This window comes from Deinococcus sedimenti (assembly GCF_014648135.1).
Taxonomy (GTDB): domain Bacteria; phylum Deinococcota; class Deinococci; order Deinococcales; family Deinococcaceae; genus Deinococcus; species Deinococcus sedimenti.
In genome coordinates, this window is the sequence record NZ_BMQN01000006.1 from 1 (window position 1) to 21,125 (window position 21,125).

Here is a 21,125-nt window from a genome sequence, read left to right on the forward strand (position 1 = left end):
CGACGTGACCGATGGTGCCCACGTTCACGTGGGGCTTCGTGCGCTCGAACGTTCCTTTAGCCATGTTCTTACTCCCTCCAAGAGGTGGATCTGCACGCAAAAGCGGCCCTTTGATCGGGGCTCCCCCGCGCATGTCGCAGGGTTCTGATGGTGCTGAACCACATTGGGTTGATTCTCGCCAGGGTAGTGTCCCACCGTGCTGGCCACGCTACGCCGCCTCTGTGTTCCGCTCCGGCGGCAGGTGAAGCCGCGGGGCAGAGCCGTGAGTCCACGGCGTACCGAAGAAGTATGTTACAGGATCACCTATCAAAGGGCAAGTGGGAAGAACGAGCCTGGCCGGAGCGGGAACTGCCCGCCCAGCGGCAGAACGTGCAAAAAGCGGCGCGGTCTGTCACATGCTGCGTGACAGACCGCGCGCCCTGAGGCGACTCAGCGGCGCGTGTACGCCACCACCTGTTTGTCGAAGGCACCGATCAGCATGATCACGCCCAACACCGTGAACAGCGGCGGGATCAGCAGACTGAACACCCCGAGAACCATGCTCGATACGCGTCCCCAGTTGCGCCCTTCCAGCACCGCGCGCCGGGTGTAATACACCCACAGGATCTGGAACATGGTCAGCACGAACGAGATCCACAGCGCCGCCTGGATCTGCGCGGGGGTCACGGTCAGTTCGGGAATACCCATCTGCCGGACCATCTCGGTGGTCGTCTCGGTCAGGGTCGGTCCGGCGAACGGCAGGAACAGCAGGGTGATCGCCGAATAGACCAAGTTGATCATGAGCGGCACGGTCAGGAAACCGATCCGGGGTGGCAGCGGCCCGCTCGGGGCGGCGGGGTTGGGGGTGGGCACCGTCATGCACGCAGCTTAGCGCGGCCCTCCCCGATCCTGCCTGAAGCGAAAAAAGAGGAAGCCCCACTGCGGGGGCTCCCTCCGGCGTCACCCCGGAGCGGGGCGAGGCGGGTTTACTTCTTCATCAGCTGCTGGGCGATGTTGTTGGGCAGCTGGGTGTAGTGGTCGAAGAACATGGAGTAGCTGGCGCGGCCCTGCGTCTTGGAACGCATGTCGGTCGCGTAGCCGAACATCTCGCTCAGGGGCACGAAGGCCTTCACGATCTGCGCGTTGCCGCGGGCTTCCATGCCCTGGATCTGGCCACGGCGGCTGTTCAGGTCGCCGATGATGTCACCCATGTAGTCCTCGGGGGTGGTGACCTCGACGCGCATGACGGGTTCCAGGATGGCGGGGCTGCCCTTCTGGACGGCTTCCTTCAGACCCATCGAACCGGCGATCTTGAACGCCATTTCGCTGGAGTCGACTTCGTGGTAGCTGCCGTCGTAGATGGTGACTTTCAGGTCGACCACGGGGAAGCCCAGCATGGGGCCGCTCTGCATGGCTTCCTCGATGCCCTTCTGGGCCGGCCCGATGTACTCCTTGGGCACGGTGCCGCCGACGACGGCGTTCTCGAAGACGAAGCCCGCGCCGGGTTCCAGGGGCTCGACGCGCAGTTTGACGTGACCGTACTGACCGCGACCACCGGACTGGCGGGCGAACTTGCTGTCCACCTCAACCTGCTTGGTGATGGTTTCACGGTAGGCCACCTGGGGCGCGCCGACGTTCGCGTCGACCTTGTACTCGCGCTTCAGGCGGTCCACCAGGATCTCCAAGTGAAGTTCGCCCATCCCGGCGATGGTGGTCTGGCCGCTTTCCTGGTCGGTTTCGACCTTGAAGGTGGGATCCTCTTCGGCGAGCTTCTGCAGGCCGATGCCCATCTTCTCCTGGTCAGCCTTGGTCTTGGGCTCGATGGCGAGCTTGATGACGGGCTCGGGCACGTCGATGCTTTCCAGCAGGACCTTGTCGTCGCCGTCGCCGATCAGGGTGTTGCCGGTGCCGGCGTCCTTCAGGCCGATCACGGCGCCGAGTTCCCCGGCCTTCAGTTCGGTGACTTCCTCGCGGCTGTTGGCGTGCATCTTCAGCAGACGGCCGACGCGCTCGCGCTTCTCCTTGCTGGCGTTGTACACGTAGCTGCCGGACTGCAGGGTGCCCGAGTAGATGCGCACGAAGGTCAGGCGGCCCACATAGGGGTCAGCCATGATCTTGAACGCCAGCGCGGCCAGCTTGCCTTCGGGATCGGCGGGGAACTCGGTGGTGTCCTCGCTGTCCTCGATCTTGCCTTTGATGGCGGGCACTTCGAGGGGGCTGGGCAGGTAGTCGATGACGGCGTCGAGGAGCAGCTGCACGCCCTTGTTCTTCAGGGCGCTGCCGCAGAGAACGGGGAAGATGCGCTTCTCGATGGTGCCCTTGCGCAGGGCGGCCACGAGCTGCTCGACGCTGGGTTCCTCGCCTTCGAGGTACATCATCATCAGGTCTTCGTCGACTTCAGCGGCCGCTTCGATCAGCTGGGCGCGCATCTCGGCGACCTTGTCGAGGTACTCGGCCGGGATGTCGGTCTCCTCGATGTCGGTGCCCAGGTCGTTGGTGTAGAAGTGGGCGCGCTGACGCACGATGTCGATGATGCCCTTGAACTCGTTCTCGGCACCCATGGGGTACTGGACGGGCGCGGCGACGGCACCGAGGCGCTCCTTGATGTCGCTCAGCACGAGCTCGAAGCTGGCGCCGGTCTTGTCCATCTTGTTGCTGAACGCGATGCGGGGCACGCCGTAGCGGTCGGCCTGACGCCACACGGTCTCACTCTGGGGCTCCACGCCCTGGCTGCTGTCGAACACGGCGACGGCGCCGTCGAGCACGCGCATGGAACGCTCCACTTCGATCGTGAAGTCCACGTGACCGGGGGTGTCGATGATGTTCACGACGTATTCCTGGTCGGTGCCGCTGCGCTTCCACTTGGCGGTCGTGGCGGCCGCCGTGATGGTGATGCCGCGCTCGCGCTCCTGCTCCATCCAGTCCATGGTCGCGGCGCCATCGTGCACTTCACCGATGTTGTGCGTACGGCCGGTGTAGTACAGGATGCGCTCGGTGGTGGTGGTCTTACCGGCGTCGATGTGCGCGGCAATCCCGATGTTACGGAAGTGGGTGAGGTACTGCTGGGCTTTGGTGGTCATAAGACTCCCTATTGTGGTGGGTGACGTGTCTCGTCACCGTCAGATGCGCTGGATTTCGCTTCACGCGACATGGACGGCAGGGCGAACCTACCGTCCGGTGATCGCGGCTTGCCGGGTGTATCCGGGCCGCACCGTTCATTCCATTCCGCCGCCAGTCGGACAATGCACCGACTGGCGGCTTCACTTCACGAACGGTGCGGTCGTCCCTGCTCGCTCCGCTCGGGTTGGGTGGCCCCTGGGGGGCCACCCACCGGGGATTACCAGCGGTAGTGCGCGTAGGCGCGGTTGGCTTCCGCCATGCGCTCCACGTCGTCTTTCTTCTTGATGGCGCCGCCACGGCCCTGGGCGGCGTCCATGATCTCGCCGGCGAGACGCTCGACGGCGGTGCGCTCGGGACGGCTGTCCACGGCGCTGATCAGCCAGCGCAGGGTCAGGCTCTGCTTGCGGCGCTCGCTGGGCTCGACGGGCACCTGGTAGGTGCTGCCACCGACGCGGCGGCTGCGGACTTCCACGCGGGGTTTGACGTTGTCGTACGCCTGGCGGAAGATCTTCAGGGACTCCTGGCCGGTGCGTTCCTGCACGAGCTTCATGGCTCCGTAGAAGATGCGGCTGGCGAGGTTCTTCTTACCATCACGCATGATGCGGTTGATCAAAGCGCTCACCAGAACGTCCTGGTAGACCAGGTCGGGCTGGATGACGCGCACTTCAGCTTGGCGGCGACGTGCCATGGTTGACTCCCTTGAGGCTCGGTCCCCACGCGTGGTGGGGTGAGCGCGCGCACTTCAGGCGCGAATATGCTGCTTCATTGGCATCACCCCTGTGGGGGATGGGTTCGGGCGTGCACCGGGGTCCGGCGCGGCGGCCTTACTTCTTCTTCGCGCCCGCGGCAGCGCCGGCCTTGGGCTTCTTGGTGCCGTACTTGGAACGGCTCTTGTTGCGGTCCTTGACGCCCTGGGTGTCGAGGCTGCCGCGCACGATGTGGTAACGCACACCGGGAAGGTCCTTCACACGGCCGCCGCGGATCAGCACGACGCTGTGCTCCTGCAGGTTGTGGCCTTCACCGGGGATGTACGCGGTGACTTCGAAGGCGCTGGACAGACGCACGCGGGCGATCTTACGAAGCGCGGAGTTCGGCTTCTTGGGGGTGGTGGTCTTGACGACCGTGCACACGCCGCGGCGGAAGGGGCTGCCCTTCAGGGCAGGGACCTTGCTCTTCTTCTGGATCGTCTTACGACCCTTACGGAGCAGTTGCTGGGTAGTAGGCAGGGGAAATCACTCCTCATCTGGTTCGGCCGCAGCGCACCTGTCTGGTGGCGCGGGCCGGGGGGCGGGTGGCCACCCACGCGTACGGGGCGGCACTGGGTTGACTCGTGCGGGCTTGGAGGTGATCACGCACCACACTAGGCTGCGTGCGCCGGTGGTGGCATGCCGAAAAACCCCCCTGGTGCAACCCGGTACCGGGGCAGTTTTCAACCTTGAAAGCATACGCCTTCCCGACAGGCTAGTGCAAGCGGGGCGTGAAGCGCCGGGAGTAGCGCGCCGCGTGAGGGGCGTGCTATGCTCCCCGTCGCCCGTTCAGGCGATCATCAGGTGCGGAGAGGTGCCAGAGTGGTTGAATGGGTCGGTCTCGAAAACCGAAGTAGTCGCAAGGCTACCGTGGGTTCGAATCCCACCCTCTTCGCCAAACGGAATGCCCCCAGGTCAAGTGCCTGGGGGTTCTTCATTGCCTCCGTTCATTGCGGTCGCAGGCCACGCCAGTGTTGCAGGAGCGCCGCCTCCCGCGCGGCGTGCAGGACCGCCCCGTGGGCCTCGCGCTGCGCGGCGGGCGTGAGGGGCAGGTACAGCGCGTCATACAGCGCCTGCCCGGCGCGGGCGAGGTTCACGAGTTCATCCCGCCACGCCTGCGCGCCCGGCGGCTGCCAACCCTGCGGGTCGGTCGGGTCGCTGAGGAGCGCGTGCGGGTCGGCGAGGCGCAGCGCGGTGAGTTCCAGCGCGTGCCGCAGCGCCATAACCCGCCCGGCCAGGCCAGGGGCGGCGCGCAGGTCGTCCAGGGTCAGGGCGTGCGCGGCGCGCAGCAGGCCGTCGCCGGGCGCACTGAACAGGCCCGACAGGCCGTCCGGGCCGTACAGCACCTCACGCAGGGTTTCACGCAGCAGATCCGACATCGCCGCCCAGTACGCGCCCTGGCCGATGCACGTTCCCGGCCAGCGCGCGTACGCTTCGGACATGCAGCGGGGAACAGCATGAGTGAGGCCGAGATCATCGCCCGGACGGACACGCCGCGCACCCGCGCGACCCTGGCGGGCGACCTGCGCCGCCTGGGCGTGCAGCCGGGCGACACGCTGATCGTGCACGCCAGCCTCAGCAGCCTGGGCTGGGTGGCGGGCGGCGCGGCAGCTATCGTGCAGGCGCTTCAGGACGTGGTCGGGCCGCAGGGCACGCTGGTCGTGCCGACGTTCACGCTGAACCTGACCGACCCGGCCGGGTGGGGCCGGACGAGGGTGCCCGAGGCGTGGTGGCCGGTCATCCGGGCCGAGTTGCCCGCCTTCGATCCGGCGGTGACGCCCAGCCGGGGCATGGGCCGCGTCGTGGAGACGCTGCGGACCTGGCCGGGCGCGCGGCGCAGCGACCACCCGCACAGCTCGTTCGCCGCGTGGGGCCGCCACGCCGAGGACGTCACGGCGGATCACCCGCTAACGTTCTCGCTGGGCGAGGGCTCACCCCTGGCGCGCGTGTACGACCTGAACGGCCGGGTGCTGCTGCTGGGCACCGAGGTGAACACCAGCCTTCACCTCGCTGAGGTGCGGGCCGGGCAGCGGCCCACCGTGCCCTTCAGCGGGCCGGTCACGGTCGGGGGCGAGCGGCGCTGGCTGACCTTCGACGAGGCGGACTACCACGAGCAGGCCTTTCCGCCCGTCAAGGCGGCGTTCGAGGCGACCGGCGCGGTCACCGTGGGTGTGGTGGGTTCCGCGACCGCGAAGCTGATGTCGCAGCGCGCCTTGGTGGACTTCGCCACGGGGTACTGGCGCGAGGGGGGCAGTGGGAGGTAGGCCGTGGGGTCGTTTCCATCCCCTATCAACCATCAACCATCTCCCCCTACGTCAGGTGGCCGATGCGCCCCCTATCGCCTGCCGGGTACCCTGGGGGCACGATGATCAAGATCTTCAAGTGAACCCACACGTTTGCCCGTGACCTGCGGCGGTAACATGACGTCAATGCAGGCATGGCCGCGCCCCCAGTTCCAGCGTGAAAGCTGGGCGGGGCTGCTGACGGCCCGGCAGTGTGCCCTTCATCCCCTCTCCCCTGTCCGGCCGCCTGCGCGGCGGGTGGGGCTCGTATTCAAGGAAGTGACCAGCTATCGATAAAGTGCATGGCAACACGTCGGGCCTCCGTCCGGCGCAGATGAAAGCCCTCGGGAACCTGTACCGCCGCCGGATCGAACCGGGCCGGGTGGGCTCGCCGGAACTCGCGCGGAACCTCGCGGAACTGTCGAACGACGTGCGGCGCGAGGTAGGCGTCCTGATCGACCGGCGCGGCCGTGTGATCTCCGTCAGCGTGGCCGACGCCAAGGGGACCGAGTTCCCGGACCTGCGCATGGGCGAGAACCGCCTGAGCGGCTTCCACCTGCTGCACACCCACCCGCGCGGCGGGGCACTCAGTAAGGGCGACCTCTCCACGCTGTTCCTGAAGCGCCTGGACGCCGTGTCGGCCATCGAGGTCCGGAACGAGGGTCAGCCAGGGCTGGTGCACACGGCGCACCTGACGCCGCCCGGCACGGTCGGGGAGGAGGAGGACTGGCGCATCCTGCCGCCCGTGCCCGCCTTCCAGATCGACGAGTTCGACCTGGGCGCGCAGGTGCAGGCGCTGGAGGAGGAGATTGCCCGCGCGGCCCGCACGCGCGTGGCGAAGAAGGACCACGAACGCGCCATTCTGGTGCAGATCGACCAGGGTGAATTCGACGCCGAGGACCGCCTGGACGAACTGGCCGAACTGGCCCGCACCGCCGGGGCGGAGGTCGTGCACCGCGAACTGGTGTTCCGCCGGAACCTGAAGCCCGGCACGCTGGTCGGCGCGGGGAAACTGGAAGAGTTGACGAGTCGCGCGTACCACCTGGACGCGGACCTGCTGATCTTCGGGCAGGAACTCGGCCCGGCCCAGGCGCGCGAGATCGAGGCCGCGACCGGCCTGAAGATCATCGACCGGACGCAGCTGATCCTGGACATCTTCGCGCTGCACGCGCAGGGTGTGGAGTCGCGCCTGCAGGTGGAACTGGCGCAGCTGCGCTACATGAAACCGCGCCTGCTGGGGGCGGGCGCGGCCCTGTCTCGCATCGGCGGGGGCGGGGGCAGCGCGGGCGGCGGCGCCATCGGTACGCGCGGGCCCGGCGAGACGAAGCTGGAGCTGGACCGCCGCCGCATCAACGACCGCCTGAGCTTCCTGGAGAAGCAGCTGGAGGGTGTCGCGCAGCGCCGCGAGGAACGCCGTAAGGGCCGCGAACGCAACGCCGTGCCCGTGATCAGCATCGTGGGGTACACGAACGCCGGGAAGAGCACCCTGCTGAACGCGTTCACGCACGCCGCCGAGGAACCCCGCCGGGTGCTGGCGGAGAACAAGCTGTTCGCCACGCTGCGCCCCACCAGCCGCCAGGGGTACCTGGAGGGCATCGGGCCGGTCGTGCTGACCGACACCGTGGGCTTCATCCGTGACCTGCCGAAGGACCTGACCCGCGCCTTCCGCAGCACGCTGGAGGAAATCGGGGACGCGGACGTGCTGCTGCACGTCGTGGACGCCGCCAGCCCCGGCGCGGACACCCGCCTGGACGCCGTGAACCGCATCCTGGAGGACCTGGGCTTCCGCGACATGCCGACCGTCGTCGCGCTGAACAAGGCCGACGCGGCCGACCCGGAGGCGCTGGACCGTGAACTGGACCGCACGGGCGGCATTGCCGTCAGCGCCCTGAAGAACCGTGGGCTGGCCGAACTGAAGGAGGCGCTGGCAGACGCCGTGTCGGGCGTACAGCGCGCCGAACTGGCCCGGCAGGAGGAAGCCCGCGCGCTGGCCGCGCAGTACCGGTAACGCACCGGTTCAGCAGAGGGGGTGGGCGTCGTGGGGCGTCCACCCTCTCCCCTTTTGTGTGGACGCGCGGCGCAGCTATGAGCGGCACACTGCGCCGTGTGCGTGCCCACCTGCCTGCCCTGCCGACCCTGACGCTGACCCTCGTGGCGCTCGGCTGGGCGCTGGGCGAGCTGATCGGCGAGCGGACGCTGCCCACGCTGCTGCTCGCGTACGCGCCGCCGCTGGTGTGGGTCCTGCTGTGCCTGCCCGCGCTGGCCTGGGCAGCGTGGCGTCGCCGGGGCCGGGGCATGGCGCTCGCGGCACTGCTGCTGGCTGCCTGGGGCGCAGGTCTCCTGCACTGGCGGCCCCAGCAGTCGAGCACGCTGCGGATCGTGACCTTCAACGTGCTGGGCGGCGCACGCACCACCCCAACTGAACTGGGTTCAGCCCTGCACACCCTGAACGCCGACGTGATCCTCCTGCAGGAAGCCCGCTTCCACGACCCCACCTTTGAGGCCCGGCTGCGCGCGACCCTTCCCGCCTACCGCGCCGTGCGGGCGCAGGAGGTCATGACCCTGACCCGACTGCCGCTGCTGGAGAGCCGCTCGGAACCGCTGCCCGGCAACCGCCGTGAACTGCTGATCACGCGCCTGGACTGGCAGGGGCAGGCGCTGACGGTCGTGAACGCGCACCTGGGCACCGTGCAGGTCAGTTCCGTCCTGAACGGCGATCTGGCGCGGGTGCGGCGCACGCGGGACGCCCGCAGCGCCCAGGTCCAGCTCCTGCGGGGCGTCGCGGCGCGCACGCCGGGGCGACTGCTGCTGGGCGGCGACCTGAACACCCCGCCGCGCGGACCGGCGTACAGCGACCTGCGGGCCGCGTTCGGCCCGGACGCCCACGACCTCGCCGGGCGCGGACCGGGCTGGACCTTCCCCTCACTGCACCTGCGCATCGACCACCTGCTGGGCCGGGAACTCACGCCCACGCGGACGCAGGTCCTGCCGTGGACGCTCAGCGACCACCGCCCGCTGCTGGTCGAGTACCGACCCTGAAGTCCGCTTCATGCACCTCGGGGGTTGATGGCATCCACGCGCGGCAGACTGACAGTCATTCCCACTCAGGAGGTGCCCCGATGACTGGACCGTACGACCGTCCGCCCGCCCCCGCATCCGAACCCACCGACGTGCCCACCCCGATGCCCGAGCAGATGCCCGGCGCGGGCGACAGCGGCCCCGTGATGGACCCACCGGTGAACCCCGACACGCCCGGCCTGCCCGAGCCGCACCCCACGCCGAACCCGGACACGCCCGGCATGCCCGAACCGATGCCCGCGATGTAGAGGGGGCCTGAGAGTCCGGGGGTCGAAGAGTCTAGGGAGATGAATCCCTTGGACACTTCGACCCTCGACCTTTTGACCCGTCAGAGGGTGTGACCGTCCTCCCTGAGCCACGCGCGTTTCGTCTGCCAGTCGGGCATGAGGCGGGTGACGTGCGCCCAGTAGCGCGGAGAGTGGTTGAGTTCGAGGAGGTGCGCGGCCTCGTGCAGCGCGACGTAGTGCAGGATCTCGCTGGGGGCGCGGCTGAGTTTCCAGTGGAGGCGGATAACGCCGTCGGCGGAGCAGCTGCCCCAGCGGGTGCGGGTGTCGCTGACGTGCACGGCACTCAGGCGGTCAGCGGCGCCGAGTCGCGCGGCGTACTCCTGCACCAGTTCGCGGTAAGGGGCGGCGCAGGCGCGGCGGGTCCAGGCGGTCAGGTGCGCCTCGGCGTTCTGCACGGGCAGGTGCAGGGTGTCCCCGCTGCGGTCCGGGCGGGTGCGGGTCGCGTCCAGGTGCAGGGTCAGGTCCTGCCCCAGGAACGGGACGCGCTGTCCGGTCTGCGCGTCGGGGCGCTGCGGTGGGCGCGCGGCGTACCCGGCGAGGTGCCCGGCGACCCAGTCGCGGCGGGCGTCGAGAATGTCGCGCAGTTGCGCCAGCGGAACGCGGGTCGGGGCGTACAGGGTCACGGCGCCCGGCGTGACCTGCACGGCGACCGTGCGCCGCCGCGCGCTGCGTCTGATCTGCACGGGTACGCCCGCGACCTCCCATCCCGTCATGTCCCCAGGAAAGCGCATGGGGCGTCAGCGTGTGGTGAGCGCCGTCACGCAGCAACGTGATCACACAGTAGCGGGATCACACAGCAGCGGGAGCGGGGCGCGGCCGGGTCTCCCCCACCGCGCCCCGCTCCCCTGTCTGCGTTACAGCTGGTTGTAGTTCACGTTGAAGGTGTCGCAGCTGTTGGGGTTGCCGCTCTTGAAGCCGGTCATGAACCACTTGACGCGCTGCGCGGCGCTGCCGTGCGTGAAGGAGTCCGGGGCGACGTACCCCTGCCCCTGCCGCTGGAGGTTGTCGTCGCCGATGGCCTCGGCGGTCGCGACGGCTTCCTGCACGTCCGCCTGGGTGATGTTGGCGTCCTGCTGCGTCTTGTTGCCCCACACCCCGGCGAAGCAGTCGGCCTGGAGTTCCAGTCGGACGCTGTAGCTGTTCGCCTCGGCCTCGGTGCGGGCGCTGCGCTGCTTGCGGTCCACCTGATCGCTGATGCCCAGTTCGTCCTGGACGTGGTGGCCGACCTCGTGGGCGATCACGTAGGCGTAGGCGAAGTCGCCGCCGCCGCCCAGCTGGCGGTCCATCTGCGTGAAGAAACTGGTGTCCAGATAGATTTTCTGGTCGGCGGGGCAGTAGAACGGGCCGACGGCACTATTGGCCTGACCGCAGCCGGACTGGGTGCCCCGCGTGTACAGCACGAGGCGCGGTTCGGTGTACGTCCGACCGGCCTGCTTGAAGATGCTGCCCCAGACCTGATCGGTGCTGCCCAGGACCCTGTCGACGAACTGATAGGCCTCGTCGTTCTGGGTGGTCTGTGTGGACTGGCTCTGCTGGGTGGGCTGGCTACTGCCCCCACCGAGGATCGCTCCAGGGTCTATGCCGAAGAACATGGCGATCAGCGCGATGATCAGGCCGCCCACGCCCCCCACTGCGATGCCCCCGCCGGGCAGTCCACCGGCTCCACGACGATCCTCGACGTTCCCACTGCCGGGAAGATTCTTCCAGTCCATATCCTGCCCCTTTGACGCTCCTTGAATTCAGTGGAGGTGGCGGGGCGTGCGCCCACGGTCGTCCGCTGTTGGTGTCGTCATTGTAGGAAGGGGCGCGTGCTGGACGCCTGACCTGACCTTTAGGCTTTGTAGTGGAGTTGCTTCAGGTCAGGCGTCGCAGGTACGTCTCGCCGCGCGGGGTCAGGCGCAGGAGGTGCAGGGCAGGTTCGGCGCTGTCGGCGTTACGGCACATGCTTTTCAGGGCGCAGGGGCCGCAGGCGCAGCCGTCCTGCTGCGGCGTGGCGTCCTGCACGTACCCGCCGCTCTGGAGGGTGCGCAGCATACCGCTCAGGGCGCCGGGGGTACTGCCGAGCGCGCGGGCGAGTTCGTCCGGAGTGCGCGGCTGGATGCCGATGGCGTGCAGCAGCGCGCCCAGGGGGCTGGCAGGCGGGCTGGATGGTGGCCGGGCGGTCACAGGACGGCCCGCGCGATCAGGTACACGAGGAACGCGGCGATCCACGCGGTGGCGAGCTGGTACGCGACGGTCGTCCACGCGAATCGGCGTCCGTGTTCCTGCGCCAGTGCACCGACGGTGGCGATGCAGGGCGTGTACAGCAGCACGAACACGAGGTAACTCAGGCCGCTGGCGGGCGTGAACGCGCGGGCCAGCGCGGCGGCCAGCGGGGTGTTCAGATCCTGGGTGGTGTCGGCGTTCAGGCTGGGCAGTGCGAGGACGGTGGGGATGGCGCTGACGCTGGCGACCACGGCGTCCCAGGTGGCCTGTCCGGCCTTCACGATGCCGTCCACGAGGCCCAGCGCGGTGGGGCGGGCGGCTTCCTCGCCCAGGTAGATCTGCCCGAGCGTTCCGACGACGACCTCCTTGGCGATGAAACCGGGGACGAGTGCGCCGGTGGCCTGCCACGTCCCGAAGCCCAGCGGCGCGAAGATCGGGGAGACGGCCTGACTGACCCGCCCGAACAGGCTGTCCTGAGGGGCGACCGTGGCGAAGCTGGCGCCGCTGACGGCGGGAATGGCGAGCAGCAGCCACACGCCCGCGACCGTGGCCAGGACGGTGGTGCGGGCGCGCCGGGCGAAGCTGGCGGTGCGGCGCCACGCGTGCTTCCACAGGACCTGCGCGGTGGGGAAGCGGTACGGGGGGAGTTCCAGCAGGACGCCGCTGCCCTCGGCGGGGTAGCTGGTGCGGCGCAGCACGAACGCGAACGCTAGGGCGACCAGCATGCCCAGGGTGTACATGGCCCACACGAGCAGGCTGGCCTGGCGGGGGAACAGCGCGGCGGCGAACACCACGTACACCGGCAGGCGCGCCGAGCAGCTCATGAACGGCAGGATCATGCTGACCAGCAGGCGGTCGCTGCGCCGTTCCAAGGTGCGGGTGGCGTACACGGCGGGCACGTTGCACCCGAAGCCGAGGATCAGGGGGATGAACGCGCGGCCGTCCAGGCCGACGCTGCGCATGGCGCGGTCCATCAGGAACGCCGCGCGGGCCATGTAGCCGCTGTCTTCCAGGAAGCTCATGGCGAGGTACAGGACGAGCAGGGTGGGCAGGAAGCTCAGGACGGTTCCCACACCGGGAATGATCGCGCCGGTCACGAGGTCGCGCGCCAGCGGGAACCAGCTCAGGGCGGCGCTGGCCCAGCCGGTCAGGGTGTCCTGCAGCGGCCCGCCGATCAGGTCCACGAACGGCGCGGCGACCGTGAAGGTCAGGCGGAACACCAGCAGCACCAGCGCCAGGAACAGCGGGATGCCCAGCCAGGGGTGCAGGGCCAGCGCGTCCAGGCGTTCGGTGACGGTGCGGCGGGCCTGGGCCTGCGGGGCGGCGGCGCGGGCGAGGTCCCCGGCCAGCGCGTAGCGGGCCTCGGCGATCTCGATGAGCGGGTCGAGGCCCTGGGCGTCCAGGTCGCGCAGTTGCGCGTCGGCGGCCTGCACGAGGGCCGCGTGGCCGGTAGCGTTCAGGCGGCCGCGCACGCTGGGGTCGCCCTCCAGCAGCGTCAGGGCTAGGTACCGGTGCGCGTGGGGCGGCAGGGTGTCCACGCCAGTCATGCGGGTGCTCAGGGCCTCCACGGCCCGTTCGATGGCCTCGGGGTAGCGCACGCCGATGCCCAGCGTGGCGTGCCCCAGGGCGCTGTCGAGCAGCCCGGCGGTGCCCTGGGCGCGGCTGGCGACGGTCTCCACGACCGGCACGCCCAGCAGGCGCGACAGCGCGCCAGAGTCCACCTGCACGCCCTTCTCGCGCGCCTCGTCGACGAGGTTCAGGGCGACAGCGACCGGCAGGCGGTAGTCCATCAGCTGCAGCGTCAGGTAGAGGTTGCGTTCCAGGTTCCCAGCGTCCAGGACGTTCAGGACTACGTCCGGAGCCTCGTCGAGCAGCGCGGTGCGCGTGACGAGTTCCTCCGGGGTGTGCGGGCTCAGGCTGTACGCGCCGGGCAGGTCGAGGAGGTACACGCGCCGTCCGCCGTGCGTCAGGTGCGCCTCGCGCTTCTCGACGGTCACGCCGCTCCAGTTGCCGACCTTCAGGTTGGTGCCCGCCAGGGCGTTGATCAGGGTGGTCTTACCGACGTTGGGGTTCCCGACGACCACCACGCGCGGTTCACGCGCGGCCTTCAGGCGGGCCAGGGTGTCGGCGCAGGCCAGCGCGTCGGGGATCAGCGTGGCGGGCCGGGTGGCAGCGGTCACGCGCGCACCCGGATCAGGCGCAGGTCGTCGGCGCGCAGGGCCAACAGGGTCGCGCCGATGCGCAGTTCCACCGGGTCGCCCATGGGCGCGCGGCGGATCACGGTGACGGGCGCGCCGCGCACGAAGCCCAGTTCCATCAGGCGGCGGCGCAGCGGGTGGGCGGGGTCGAGGGGCACGACGTGCGCGGTCTGCCCGGGGGTCAGGGAGTCGAGGGGCACATCCGGCATATACCCGAGTATACAGATGGGGATTAATGGGAAGTAAACGCAGAGAAGCCGGTCCCACAGCAACGGGGGACCGGCCGGACTCACAGCGGCTTGCAGGGCCACCCCAGGGCCGACCGCATACCCCAGGGGTACCTTCCACCGCTGCCGTTCTCAGATGCTCGCGCTGCGGCGCAGCTCTTCGAGTTCGCTCGATTCAGAGGATCTGAGGGACACCTTCACCCCCCTCTGAATGCGGTGGTCAGTGCAGACCGCTCAGCGTTCTTCCAGCGCCAGTTCCACCAGTCGGGTGACCAGGGCGCTGTAACTGAGGCCCGCCGCCTCGAACAGCTTGGGGTACATGCTGGTCGTCGTGAAGCCCGGCATGGTGTTCACCTCGTTCAGCAGCAGTTCGCCGGTCTCCTCGACGTAGAAGAAGTCCACGCGGGCCAGGCCGGCGCAGTCCAGCGCGCGGAAGGCCCGCAGCGCCAGGGCGCGGACCTGCTCGGCGACCTCGGCACTCAGCGGGGCGGGGATGTGCATGGTCGCGCGGCCCTCGGTGTACTTCGTCTCGTAGTCGTAGAAGTCCGCGTCGAAGCGCAGTTCCCCGACCGGACTGGCGATGGGCGCGTCGTTGCCCAGGATGCCGACCTCGACCTCGCGGGGTTTGTGGGCGGTCATGGCCTCCAGGATCACGCGGCGGTCCAGGCTGAACGCCAGGTTCAGCGCGCCGTCCAGGTCCTCGGGGCGGGCGACCTTGCTGATGCCCACGCTGGAGCCCAGGTTCGCGGGTTTCACGAACAGCGGGTAGCCCAGCGTGGCGGCGCGTTCACGCACGCTGTCGGGCTGCGCCTGCCACTCGCGGCGCGCGGCCAGTGCCCACGCGACCTGGGGGATACCGGCCGAGGCGAGCACCTGCTTGGTCATGACCTTGTCCATACTGACCGCCGAGCCCAGCACGCCGCTGCCCACGAAGGGAATTCCGGCCAGGGTCAGGAGGCCCTGCACGGTGCCGTCCTCGCCCATCGGGCCGTGCAGCAGGGGGAACACGGCGTCGTAACCCTCGGCACTGGCGGCGCGGTGCAGTACGAGGTCCCCGCCGGTCGCGGCCTCGCCGGATTCCAGGGCGCGCTGCGTTTCGGTGGGGGGCAGCCAGCGGCCCTGCTTGCTGATCACGACGGGCGTCACGTCGAACTGATCGCGGGGCAGGGCGCTGAGGACACTGCGGGCACTCATGAGGCTGACCTCGTGTTCACCGGACTGGCCGCCGGCCAGCAGGAGGATGCGCTTCTTCACGCGGCGCAGTATGCCACGCGCGGCACCCTACACACGATGCTCACGACCCTGTCCATGACACGCTTACTGCTGTTGCACCACGTCCCGGCAGACCGAACGTGCATAAATATAGACAGAAGGCACTTCTCAGCACAGCCACGCGATATTCCATATGCCCGGCCCTGGCAACCGGATGAACGTCACATCTCGGCCGACAAACCTGCGCTATGATGCCGCCGATCAACCCCTAGACAGCCCCTGCGAGCCGCCCAGACGGGTGCCCTCGCACAGACTGTCAAAGTACCAACCTGGAGGATCAATGAAAAAAGTTGCTGCTCTCGCCACCCTGCTGACCCTGACCAGCGCCCTCGCGGCCGCTCCCAAGGACACCCTGGTCTACCAGATGTCCTCCGACATCCCCACCATGGACCCCGGCGTCACGTACGACACCGCCTCCGGCGCCGTCGTTGAAAACATCTACGAAACTCTCCTGACCTACAGCGGCGCCAGCCTCACCAAGCTCGAGCCCCTGCTGGCCACCAAGTGGACCATCAGCAACGGCGGCAAGACCTACACCTTCGACCTGCGCAAAGGCGTGAAGTTCCACAGCGGCAACGCCATGACCTGCGCCGACGCCGAGTACACCTTCGAGCGCAACCTGGTCACCAACAGCGCCGAGTCCGGCAACTGGTTCCTGGCCGAAAGCCTCCTGGGCACCGGCGCCAACGCCGCCGACGACAAGACCATCACCTGGGCCCGCATCGACAAGGCCGTCGAGTGCAACAACGCCGGCCAGCTGGTCTTCACGCTGCCCAGCGTGGACCCCGCCTTCCTGGCCAAACTGGCCTTCCCCGGCCAGAGCGTCGTGGACCAGAAGCACGCCGCCGGTCTGGGCGAGTGGAACGGCAAGGAAGCCACCTGGAAGGACTGGGTCGGCAAGGACCTGACCAACAGCAAGCTGTCCCAGAACCCCAGCGGCACCGGCGCCTACAAGCTGGTCCGTAAGGACGCCAACACCGTCCTGGCCACCGCCTTCGACAGCTACTGGGGTAAGAAGCCCGCGCTGAAGAACGTGATCTTCCAGAAGGTCAGCGAAATCGCCGCCCGTCAGCAGGCCTTCCTGCGTGGCGACGCCGACATCATCGACGGCGGCGGCCGCGCCGTGGACACCGAGCAGGTCAAGGGCAAGCCCGGCGTGCTGTGGGTCGACAACCTCCCCAACACCAGCGCCACGGCGTTCTTCATGAACGAGAACATCAAGAACGCCGGCCTGCTGGGCAGCGGCAAGCTGGACGGCCGGGGCATCCCCGCGACCTTCTTCAAGGACGCCAACGTGCGCCGCGCCTTCAGCTATTCCTTCAACTACGACCAGTACATTCGGGACGTGCAGAAGGGCGCCGGTAAGCAGCGCACCATGCTGCTCCCCGAAAGCTTCCCCGGCTACGACGCCAAGGTCAGCACCTACACCTACGACAAGGCCAAGGCCGAGGCCTTCTTCAAGCGCGCCTACGGCGGCCAGCTGTGGAAGAACGGCTTTACCCTGACCACCAACTACCGCGCGGGCAGCGAGCCCTCGCAGAAGGCCATGGAAATCCTGAAGGCCAACGTCGAAGCGCTGAACCCCAAGTTCCGTGTCAACATCCAGGCCAAGCAGTGGAGCGAAATGCTGAAGGACTCCAAGGACGGCAAGGAAGCCATGACCATCATGGGCTGGGCTCCTGACTACGCCGACCCGGACAACTTCATGTACACCTTCTACAGCAGCAACGGGTACTACAATCCCCGCCTGAACTGGAAAGACAGCCAGATCGACAAGTGGCTCGACCAGGCCCGCGCCACGGTGAACACCGCCGAGCGCAACCGCCTGTACAGCCTCGTCGGCAAGAAGGCCTACGAGCAGGCCCCCTACATCCTGGTTCCCGCCGGCGTGGGCTACACCTTCGTCAGCGCCAACCTGGTGGGCGTCAGCGCCAGCAACTACAACCCCATGATCTCCTTCGCCAACACCGGCACGTTCTGGAAGGAACTCAGCAAGAAGTAACCCCATCTGCGCCACCGCGCGCCTGACAGGAGCAGCCCTAACGTGGGCTGCTCCTTGCTGCTATCCCCATCATCACAAGTCCACGCCAGCGCATAGACAGGTTCGCGCAGCCGGGACACGCGCCCACCGTCCTTTGCGTTACTCATACGTTTTGGACTAGTCTAGCGAGCGGACTACAGCTCAGGCGTCACCCAAAACCCAAGGTTCGTTCTCTCCCTTCCCTTCGTTCCTCCCGACCACCCACAGCGGTACCGGGAGCTTTCCCACCCCGAGGCTTTCATGCTCAACTTCATCGTGAAGCGACTCATCCAGATCCCTGTGGTGATGCTCGTTCTCTCCCTGATGATCGTCGGCCTGACTCAGCTGCTCACCCCGGAGCAGCGCGCCGCGCCGTACATCCGCAGCGAACAGCAGGCCGCCCGTCTGGAACAGATCATCGAACAGCGCGGCCTGCGCGACCCCTTCCCGGTCCAGTACAGCCGCTGGCTGGGCAGCACCGTCAAGGGCGACCTGGGCTACTCCAAGGCCAGCAATCAGGATGTCGTGACCACCATCAAGGAGCGCCTGCCGCGCACCATTGAACTGACGATCGTCACGGCCATCCCGATCCTGCTGCTGAGCATCTGGCTGGGCACGCTGAGCGCTCTGCACAAAGACAAATTCATTGACCAGCTGCTCCGCGTGCTCGTCGTCCTCGGCTACTCGCTGCCGAGTTTCGTGGTCGGCATCCTGCTGCTGGCGGTGTTCTACGCCTACCTGGGCTGGCTGCCCGGCTCGGGCCAGCTGAACGTCATCAACACCTTCGCGCTGGGCGACATCAAGACCTACACCGGCCTGCTGACTGTGGACGCCGCGCTGAACGGCCGCTGGGACATCGCCTGGGACGCCCTGCAGCACATGATCCTCCCTGCCCTGACGCTGGTGATCGTCCTGAGCGCCAACATCATCAAGGTCATGCGCAACAACATGCTCGAAGCCCTGACCAGCGACTACGTGCGCACCGCCCGCGCCAAGGGCCTGTCCCCGAACGTGGTCAACCGCAAGCACGCCCGCCGCAACGCCCTGCTGAGCATCGTCACGCTGGGCGGCTTCCTGATCATCGGCCTGCTGGGCGGCTCGCTGATCACCGAGACCATCTTCGCGTTCCCCGGCGTGGGGCAGTGGGTCGTGCAGGCCGCCATCGGCGTGGACCTGGCCGCCGTGCTGGGCTTCGCCATGCTGACCGCCGTGATCGTGGTGCTCGTCAGCACCGTCGTGGACATCCTGTACGGCGTGATCGACCCGCGCGTGAGGTTCGACTGATGCCCCGCCCCACCACGCTCCGGAGGACCGCATGACCGTTGCCGCCAGCCCCAAACCCCAGGGACGCACCCGCTTCCAGGAGTTCTGGACCAGCCCCGCCACCCGCAAACTGCGCCGCAACCCGCTGGCGATCACGGGCCTGATCATCACCATTCTGTTCGGTTTGGTCGCCCTGTTCGCGCCGCTGCTCGCCAAGCCCAGCGGCAACTGCCTGCGTGACCTGAACATCGCTACCCCCAACGAGATCTACAATCCGGCGGGCGGCGCCTTCTGGCGCGCCGTGTTCACGCCGCCCGACAGCTGCTACCGCACGGAACGCCTGAGCTTCCAGCAGCAGCCCACCAGACCTGACGCGCAGGCGCCCTTCGGCACCGTCAACGGCTACAACATCTACTACGGTCTGATCTGGGGCACGCGCACCGCGCTGAAAATGGCCTTCATCATCGTGGCGATCACCCTGGCGCTCGGCGTGGTCATCGGCGCGATCAGCGGCTACTACGGCGGCTGGATCGACAACCTCATCCAGCGGTTCATCGATGTGCTGTTCTCGCTGCCGCCCCTGATCCTGACGGTCGTGATCCTGACCATCCTCCGCGCTCGCTTCCAAAGCGGAGGCGGGGACTATGACCCGACGCTGCCCATCATCGTGGCCTCCTGCGTCACCGGCTGGGCCGGGTACGCCCGCCTCATCCGCGGCGAGGTGCTGCGCACCCGTCAGCTGGAATACGTTGATGCCGCCCGCGGCCTGGGTGCCCGCGACGGCCGCCTGATCCTGAAACACGTGGTACCCAACAGCATCGCCGCCGTGTTCACGATCGCCGTGCTGGACCTCGCGACCGTGCCGCTCAGCATCGCAGGTCTGTCCTTCCTGGGTCTGGGCTTCGAACCCGGCTTCGCCGAATGGGGCCAGCTGGTGGACGCCGCGCGCGCCTGGCTGAAACCCGAGTACTGGTACGTGCTGGTGTACCCCGCCGTGTTCATCGTGCTGTTCAGCCTCGCGTTCAACCTGTTCGGCGACGGCCTGCGCGACGCGCTGGACCCCAAGTCCCGCTGAACCAGCCTTCACCCGAAGAACCCCCCGCAGACCAGAGCGGGGGGTTCTTCGTGATGGACCGCCAGGTCAGCGGGGACGGGTCAGGACGAACAGGGCCAGCGCCAGCGTCCACAGCAGCGCCGCGAACAGGGGCGTGGACAGGAACGCGCACCCGACCAGGAAGGCCACCGCCGGTGCCGTGGCGGCCTGCATGGCGCCCGCAAGGGCGCGCTGCGGGGCGGGCAGCGTCTCGTCGCGGGCGGTGCGGCGCGACAGGTGCCACGCGACGCCCGCCAGCAGGAGGACCAGCAGCAGCACGCCCACCTGCGCGGCCAGACCCTCGACCCGCAGGGGCTTCAGCAGGGCCAGCAGCGCGCCCAGCGGCACGCCGGGGGCCGCCAGGGTCAGGAACGCCAGGCGGTGGGCACGCCGCGCGGCGCGGAGGTGCCCCGCGGCGTCCCCGACGCGCAGGTCGCGGGTCAGGGCCTCAAGCATGCGCGTGGATCAGCGTGACGGTCGCGGGCTGCCCGGCCACCTGCACCCCGGCGCCCTCCGGGAGTTCCTTGCGCAGGCGCGCCACGCTGCCGCTCCCCGCGTGCAGTCCCGCCTGCCCGACGACCTTCCCGTCCGCCGTGATCTCCGCCCCGGCCTCCCAGGGTCCGGCGCCGTCCAGTCGCACGAGGTGGTAGCGGGCGTTTCCGCGCGCCTCCAGGCGGGCCATGATCTCCTGCCCCACGTAGCAGCCCTTGCGGTAACTGATGGACGGCAGGGGTCCCGTGAGGTCCAGGCCGACCTCCTGCGGGAGGGTGCCGGTCAGGGCGTCGCGCGTGATGTCCGGAATGCCCGCCTGCACGCGCGCGGCGTCCAGTTCGCTCAGCGGCACCTCGGTCCCCGACAGGGCGGCCAGGACGGCCTCCTCGTGCCGGGCGAGGTAGTGCAGGTCCACGCCCGCCACGCCCGCGCGGTTCACGCGACCCGCCAGCACCGTACTCCCGGCCAGGTCGAAGGTCTGCGCGTCCCCCCCGTCCGCCTGCCAGCCGCTCAGGTCAGTGCCGGGCCAGACGTGCACGGTCCGCAGTTCACCCGTGACGTCCTGCACCTCCACCTGATCGAAGATGATGTACCGCCGCAGCCGCGCCGCCAGCGCCCCGGCCTGATCGGCGTCCAGGTGCAGGTACACGTCCTGCTCGCGGCGGTACGCGCGGGCGAACTGCTCGATCTGCCCACGCACGTTCAGGAACGCGCAGGGGACGAGCCCCGGCGTGGGCGCCGCGCGGAGGTTGTTCGTCATCTGACCGTGCACGAAATCCACGCGGTCCGCGCCGGTCACGCGCAGGCTGCTGGAGGGAATCCGGGTCCACATGTCGCCCAGGGTACGGGATGCGGCGCGCCGC

Annotated in this window: 20 protein-coding genes and 1 tRNA gene; 8 read left to right on the forward strand and 13 right to left on the reverse strand. The window is 68.6% G+C overall.

Annotation, left to right across the window (positions count from 1 at the left end):
- Positions 1-429: 429 nt before the first annotated feature.
- The 4 genes from IEY69_RS12920 to rpsL form a co-directional block, all read right to left on the reverse strand.
- Positions 430-858 carry a hypothetical protein gene (locus IEY69_RS12920; RefSeq protein WP_189073576.1) on the reverse strand — a complete coding sequence of 143 codons (429 nt, stop codon included), beginning with the start codon at positions 856-858 and terminating at the stop codon, positions 430-432.
- Positions 859-965: 107 nt separating this feature from the next.
- Entirely contained in the window at positions 966-3,059 is a 2,094-nt protein-coding gene (gene fusA, locus IEY69_RS12925; RefSeq protein ID WP_189073577.1) for an elongation factor G, read from the reverse strand.
- A gap of 257 nt (positions 3,060-3,316) precedes the next feature.
- Positions 3,317-3,787 (reverse strand): 30S ribosomal protein S7, encoded by a 471-nt coding sequence (rpsG, locus tag IEY69_RS12930; RefSeq protein ID WP_046843218.1) that lies wholly within the window; start codon positions 3,785-3,787, stop codon positions 3,317-3,319.
- A 136-nt stretch (positions 3,788-3,923) separates the two neighbouring features.
- Positions 3,924-4,325, reverse strand: a complete 402-nt coding sequence (rpsL, locus tag IEY69_RS12935) for a 30S ribosomal protein S12 (RefSeq protein ID WP_046843219.1) — start codon at positions 4,323-4,325, stop codon at positions 3,924-3,926.
- Positions 4,326-4,653: 328 nt separating this feature from the next.
- Between rpsL and IEY69_RS12940 the strand changes: the two genes are divergently transcribed.
- Positions 4,654-4,743, forward strand: a tRNA-Ser gene (locus IEY69_RS12940).
- 49 nt (positions 4,744-4,792) lie between these two features.
- On the opposite strand, the gene IEY69_RS12945 is transcribed toward IEY69_RS12940, so the two are convergent.
- Positions 4,793-5,287, reverse strand: coding sequence for a hypothetical protein (locus IEY69_RS12945; protein ID WP_189073578.1), 495 nt, complete (start codon positions 5,285-5,287; stop codon positions 4,793-4,795).
- Positions 5,288-5,302: 15 nt separating this feature from the next.
- Between IEY69_RS12945 and IEY69_RS12950 the strand changes: the two genes are divergently transcribed.
- The 4 genes from IEY69_RS12950 (at position 5,303) to IEY69_RS12965 (ending at position 9,453) form a co-directional block, all read left to right on the forward strand.
- The gene (locus IEY69_RS12950) at positions 5,303-6,109 is read left to right on the forward strand and encodes an AAC(3) family N-acetyltransferase (RefSeq protein ID WP_189073579.1); all 807 of its coding nucleotides are present in this window, start codon (positions 5,303-5,305) and stop codon (positions 6,107-6,109) included.
- A 316-nt stretch (positions 6,110-6,425) separates the two neighbouring features.
- Entirely contained in the window at positions 6,426-8,135 is a 1,710-nt protein-coding gene (gene hflX / locus IEY69_RS12955) for a GTPase HflX (protein WP_189073580.1), read from the forward strand.
- Positions 8,136-8,233: 98 nt separating this feature from the next.
- A complete protein-coding gene (locus tag IEY69_RS12960; protein WP_229783941.1) occupies positions 8,234-9,166 on the forward strand; it encodes an endonuclease/exonuclease/phosphatase family protein in 933 nt (310 codons plus the stop codon).
- Between the two features lie 80 nt (positions 9,167-9,246).
- Entirely contained in the window at positions 9,247-9,453 is a 207-nt protein-coding gene (locus IEY69_RS12965) for a hypothetical protein (protein ID WP_189073582.1), read from the forward strand.
- 80 nt (positions 9,454-9,533) lie between these two features.
- Here the strand turns inward: IEY69_RS12965 and IEY69_RS12970 are convergent, their stop codons facing one another.
- The 6 genes from IEY69_RS12970 to IEY69_RS12995 all read right to left on the reverse strand — a co-directional run bounded on the left by IEY69_RS12970 (position 9,534) and on the right by IEY69_RS12995 (position 15,376).
- Positions 9,534-10,205, reverse strand: coding sequence for a M48 family metallopeptidase (locus IEY69_RS12970; protein WP_189073583.1), 672 nt, complete (start codon positions 10,203-10,205; stop codon positions 9,534-9,536).
- Positions 10,206-10,346: 141 nt separating this feature from the next.
- A complete protein-coding gene (ypfJ, locus tag IEY69_RS12975) occupies positions 10,347-11,204 on the reverse strand; it encodes a KPN_02809 family neutral zinc metallopeptidase (RefSeq protein WP_189073584.1) in 858 nt (285 codons plus the stop codon).
- A gap of 142 nt (positions 11,205-11,346) precedes the next feature.
- Complete coding sequence (locus IEY69_RS12980; RefSeq protein ID WP_189073585.1) at positions 11,347-11,658, reverse strand: DprA-like winged helix domain-containing protein; 312 nt, start codon at positions 11,656-11,658, stop codon at positions 11,347-11,349.
- Positions 11,655-13,877, reverse strand: a complete 2,223-nt coding sequence (gene feoB, locus IEY69_RS12985) for a ferrous iron transport protein B (protein ID WP_189073586.1) — start codon at positions 13,875-13,877, stop codon at positions 11,655-11,657. Before feoB ends, IEY69_RS12980 begins: the two co-directional genes overlap by 4 nt.
- Positions 13,874-14,104, reverse strand: coding sequence for a FeoA family protein (locus IEY69_RS12990; protein WP_189073587.1), 231 nt, complete (start codon positions 14,102-14,104; stop codon positions 13,874-13,876). The genes feoB and IEY69_RS12990 overlap by 4 nt, the downstream gene beginning before the upstream one ends.
- Before the next feature lie 252 nt (positions 14,105-14,356).
- Entirely contained in the window at positions 14,357-15,376 is a 1,020-nt protein-coding gene (locus tag IEY69_RS12995; RefSeq protein WP_189073588.1) for a D-alanine--D-alanine ligase family protein, read from the reverse strand.
- Positions 15,377-15,674: 298 nt separating this feature from the next.
- On the opposite strand from IEY69_RS12995, the gene IEY69_RS13000 reads away from it, so the two are divergent.
- The 3 genes from IEY69_RS13000 (at position 15,675) to IEY69_RS13010 (ending at position 19,752) form a co-directional block, all read left to right on the forward strand.
- Positions 15,675-17,396 carry an ABC transporter substrate-binding protein gene (locus IEY69_RS13000; protein WP_189073589.1) on the forward strand — a complete coding sequence of 574 codons (1,722 nt, stop codon included), beginning with the start codon at positions 15,675-15,677 and terminating at the stop codon, positions 17,394-17,396.
- 279 nt (positions 17,397-17,675) lie between these two features.
- Positions 17,676-18,698: an ABC transporter permease gene (locus IEY69_RS13005; RefSeq protein ID WP_189073590.1), complete on the forward strand. Its 1,023-nt coding sequence runs from the start codon at positions 17,676-17,678 to the stop codon at positions 18,696-18,698.
- 31 nt (positions 18,699-18,729) lie between these two features.
- Positions 18,730-19,752 carry an ABC transporter permease gene (locus tag IEY69_RS13010; RefSeq protein WP_189073591.1) on the forward strand — a complete coding sequence of 341 codons (1,023 nt, stop codon included), beginning with the start codon at positions 18,730-18,732 and terminating at the stop codon, positions 19,750-19,752.
- Positions 19,753-19,818: 66 nt separating this feature from the next.
- Here the strand turns inward: IEY69_RS13010 and IEY69_RS13015 are convergent, their stop codons facing one another.
- Complete coding sequence (locus IEY69_RS13015; protein ID WP_189073592.1) at positions 19,819-20,226, reverse strand: hypothetical protein; 408 nt, start codon at positions 20,224-20,226, stop codon at positions 19,819-19,821.
- Positions 20,219-21,094: a CAF17-like 4Fe-4S cluster assembly/insertion protein YgfZ gene (gene ygfZ, locus IEY69_RS13020; protein ID WP_189073593.1), complete on the reverse strand. Its 876-nt coding sequence runs from the start codon at positions 21,092-21,094 to the stop codon at positions 20,219-20,221. The genes IEY69_RS13015 and ygfZ overlap by 8 nt, the downstream gene beginning before the upstream one ends.
- Positions 21,095-21,125: the final 31 nt, after the last annotated feature.

What these genes read in the sequence shown, in the direction of transcription:
- IEY69_RS12920 (WP_189073576.1), bottom strand. Translation starts at nt 858, where the DNA reads ATGACGGTGCCCACCCCCAACCCCGCCGCCCCGAGCGGGCCGCTGCCA.
- fusA (WP_189073577.1), bottom strand. Translation starts at nt 3,059, where the DNA reads ATGACCACCAAAGCCCAGCAGTACCTCACCCACTTCCGTAACATCGGG.
- rpsG (WP_046843218.1), bottom strand. Translation starts at nt 3,787, where the DNA reads ATGGCACGTCGCCGCCAAGCTGAAGTGCGCGTCATCCAGCCCGACCTG.
- IEY69_RS12945 (WP_189073578.1), bottom strand. Translation starts at nt 5,287, where the DNA reads ATGTCCGAAGCGTACGCGCGCTGGCCGGGAACGTGCATCGGCCAGGGC.
- IEY69_RS12950 (WP_189073579.1), top strand. Translation starts at nt 5,303, where the DNA reads ATGAGTGAGGCCGAGATCATCGCCCGGACGGACACGCCGCGCACCCGC.
- IEY69_RS12965 (WP_189073582.1), top strand. Translation starts at nt 9,247, where the DNA reads ATGACTGGACCGTACGACCGTCCGCCCGCCCCCGCATCCGAACCCACC.
- IEY69_RS12970 (WP_189073583.1), bottom strand. Translation starts at nt 10,205, where the DNA reads ATGACGGGATGGGAGGTCGCGGGCGTACCCGTGCAGATCAGACGCAGC.
- ypfJ (WP_189073584.1), bottom strand. Translation starts at nt 11,204, where the DNA reads ATGGACTGGAAGAATCTTCCCGGCAGTGGGAACGTCGAGGATCGTCGT.
- IEY69_RS12990 (WP_189073587.1), bottom strand. Translation starts at nt 14,104, where the DNA reads ATGCCGGATGTGCCCCTCGACTCCCTGACCCCCGGGCAGACCGCGCAC.
- IEY69_RS13000 (WP_189073589.1), top strand. Translation starts at nt 15,675, where the DNA reads ATGAAAAAAGTTGCTGCTCTCGCCACCCTGCTGACCCTGACCAGCGCC.
- IEY69_RS13005 (WP_189073590.1), top strand. Translation starts at nt 17,676, where the DNA reads ATGCTCAACTTCATCGTGAAGCGACTCATCCAGATCCCTGTGGTGATG.
- IEY69_RS13010 (WP_189073591.1), top strand. Translation starts at nt 18,730, where the DNA reads ATGACCGTTGCCGCCAGCCCCAAACCCCAGGGACGCACCCGCTTCCAG.
- IEY69_RS13015 (WP_189073592.1), bottom strand. Translation starts at nt 20,226, where the DNA reads ATGCTTGAGGCCCTGACCCGCGACCTGCGCGTCGGGGACGCCGCGGGG.
- ygfZ (WP_189073593.1), bottom strand. Translation starts at nt 21,094, where the DNA reads ATGTGGACCCGGATTCCCTCCAGCAGCCTGCGCGTGACCGGCGCGGAC.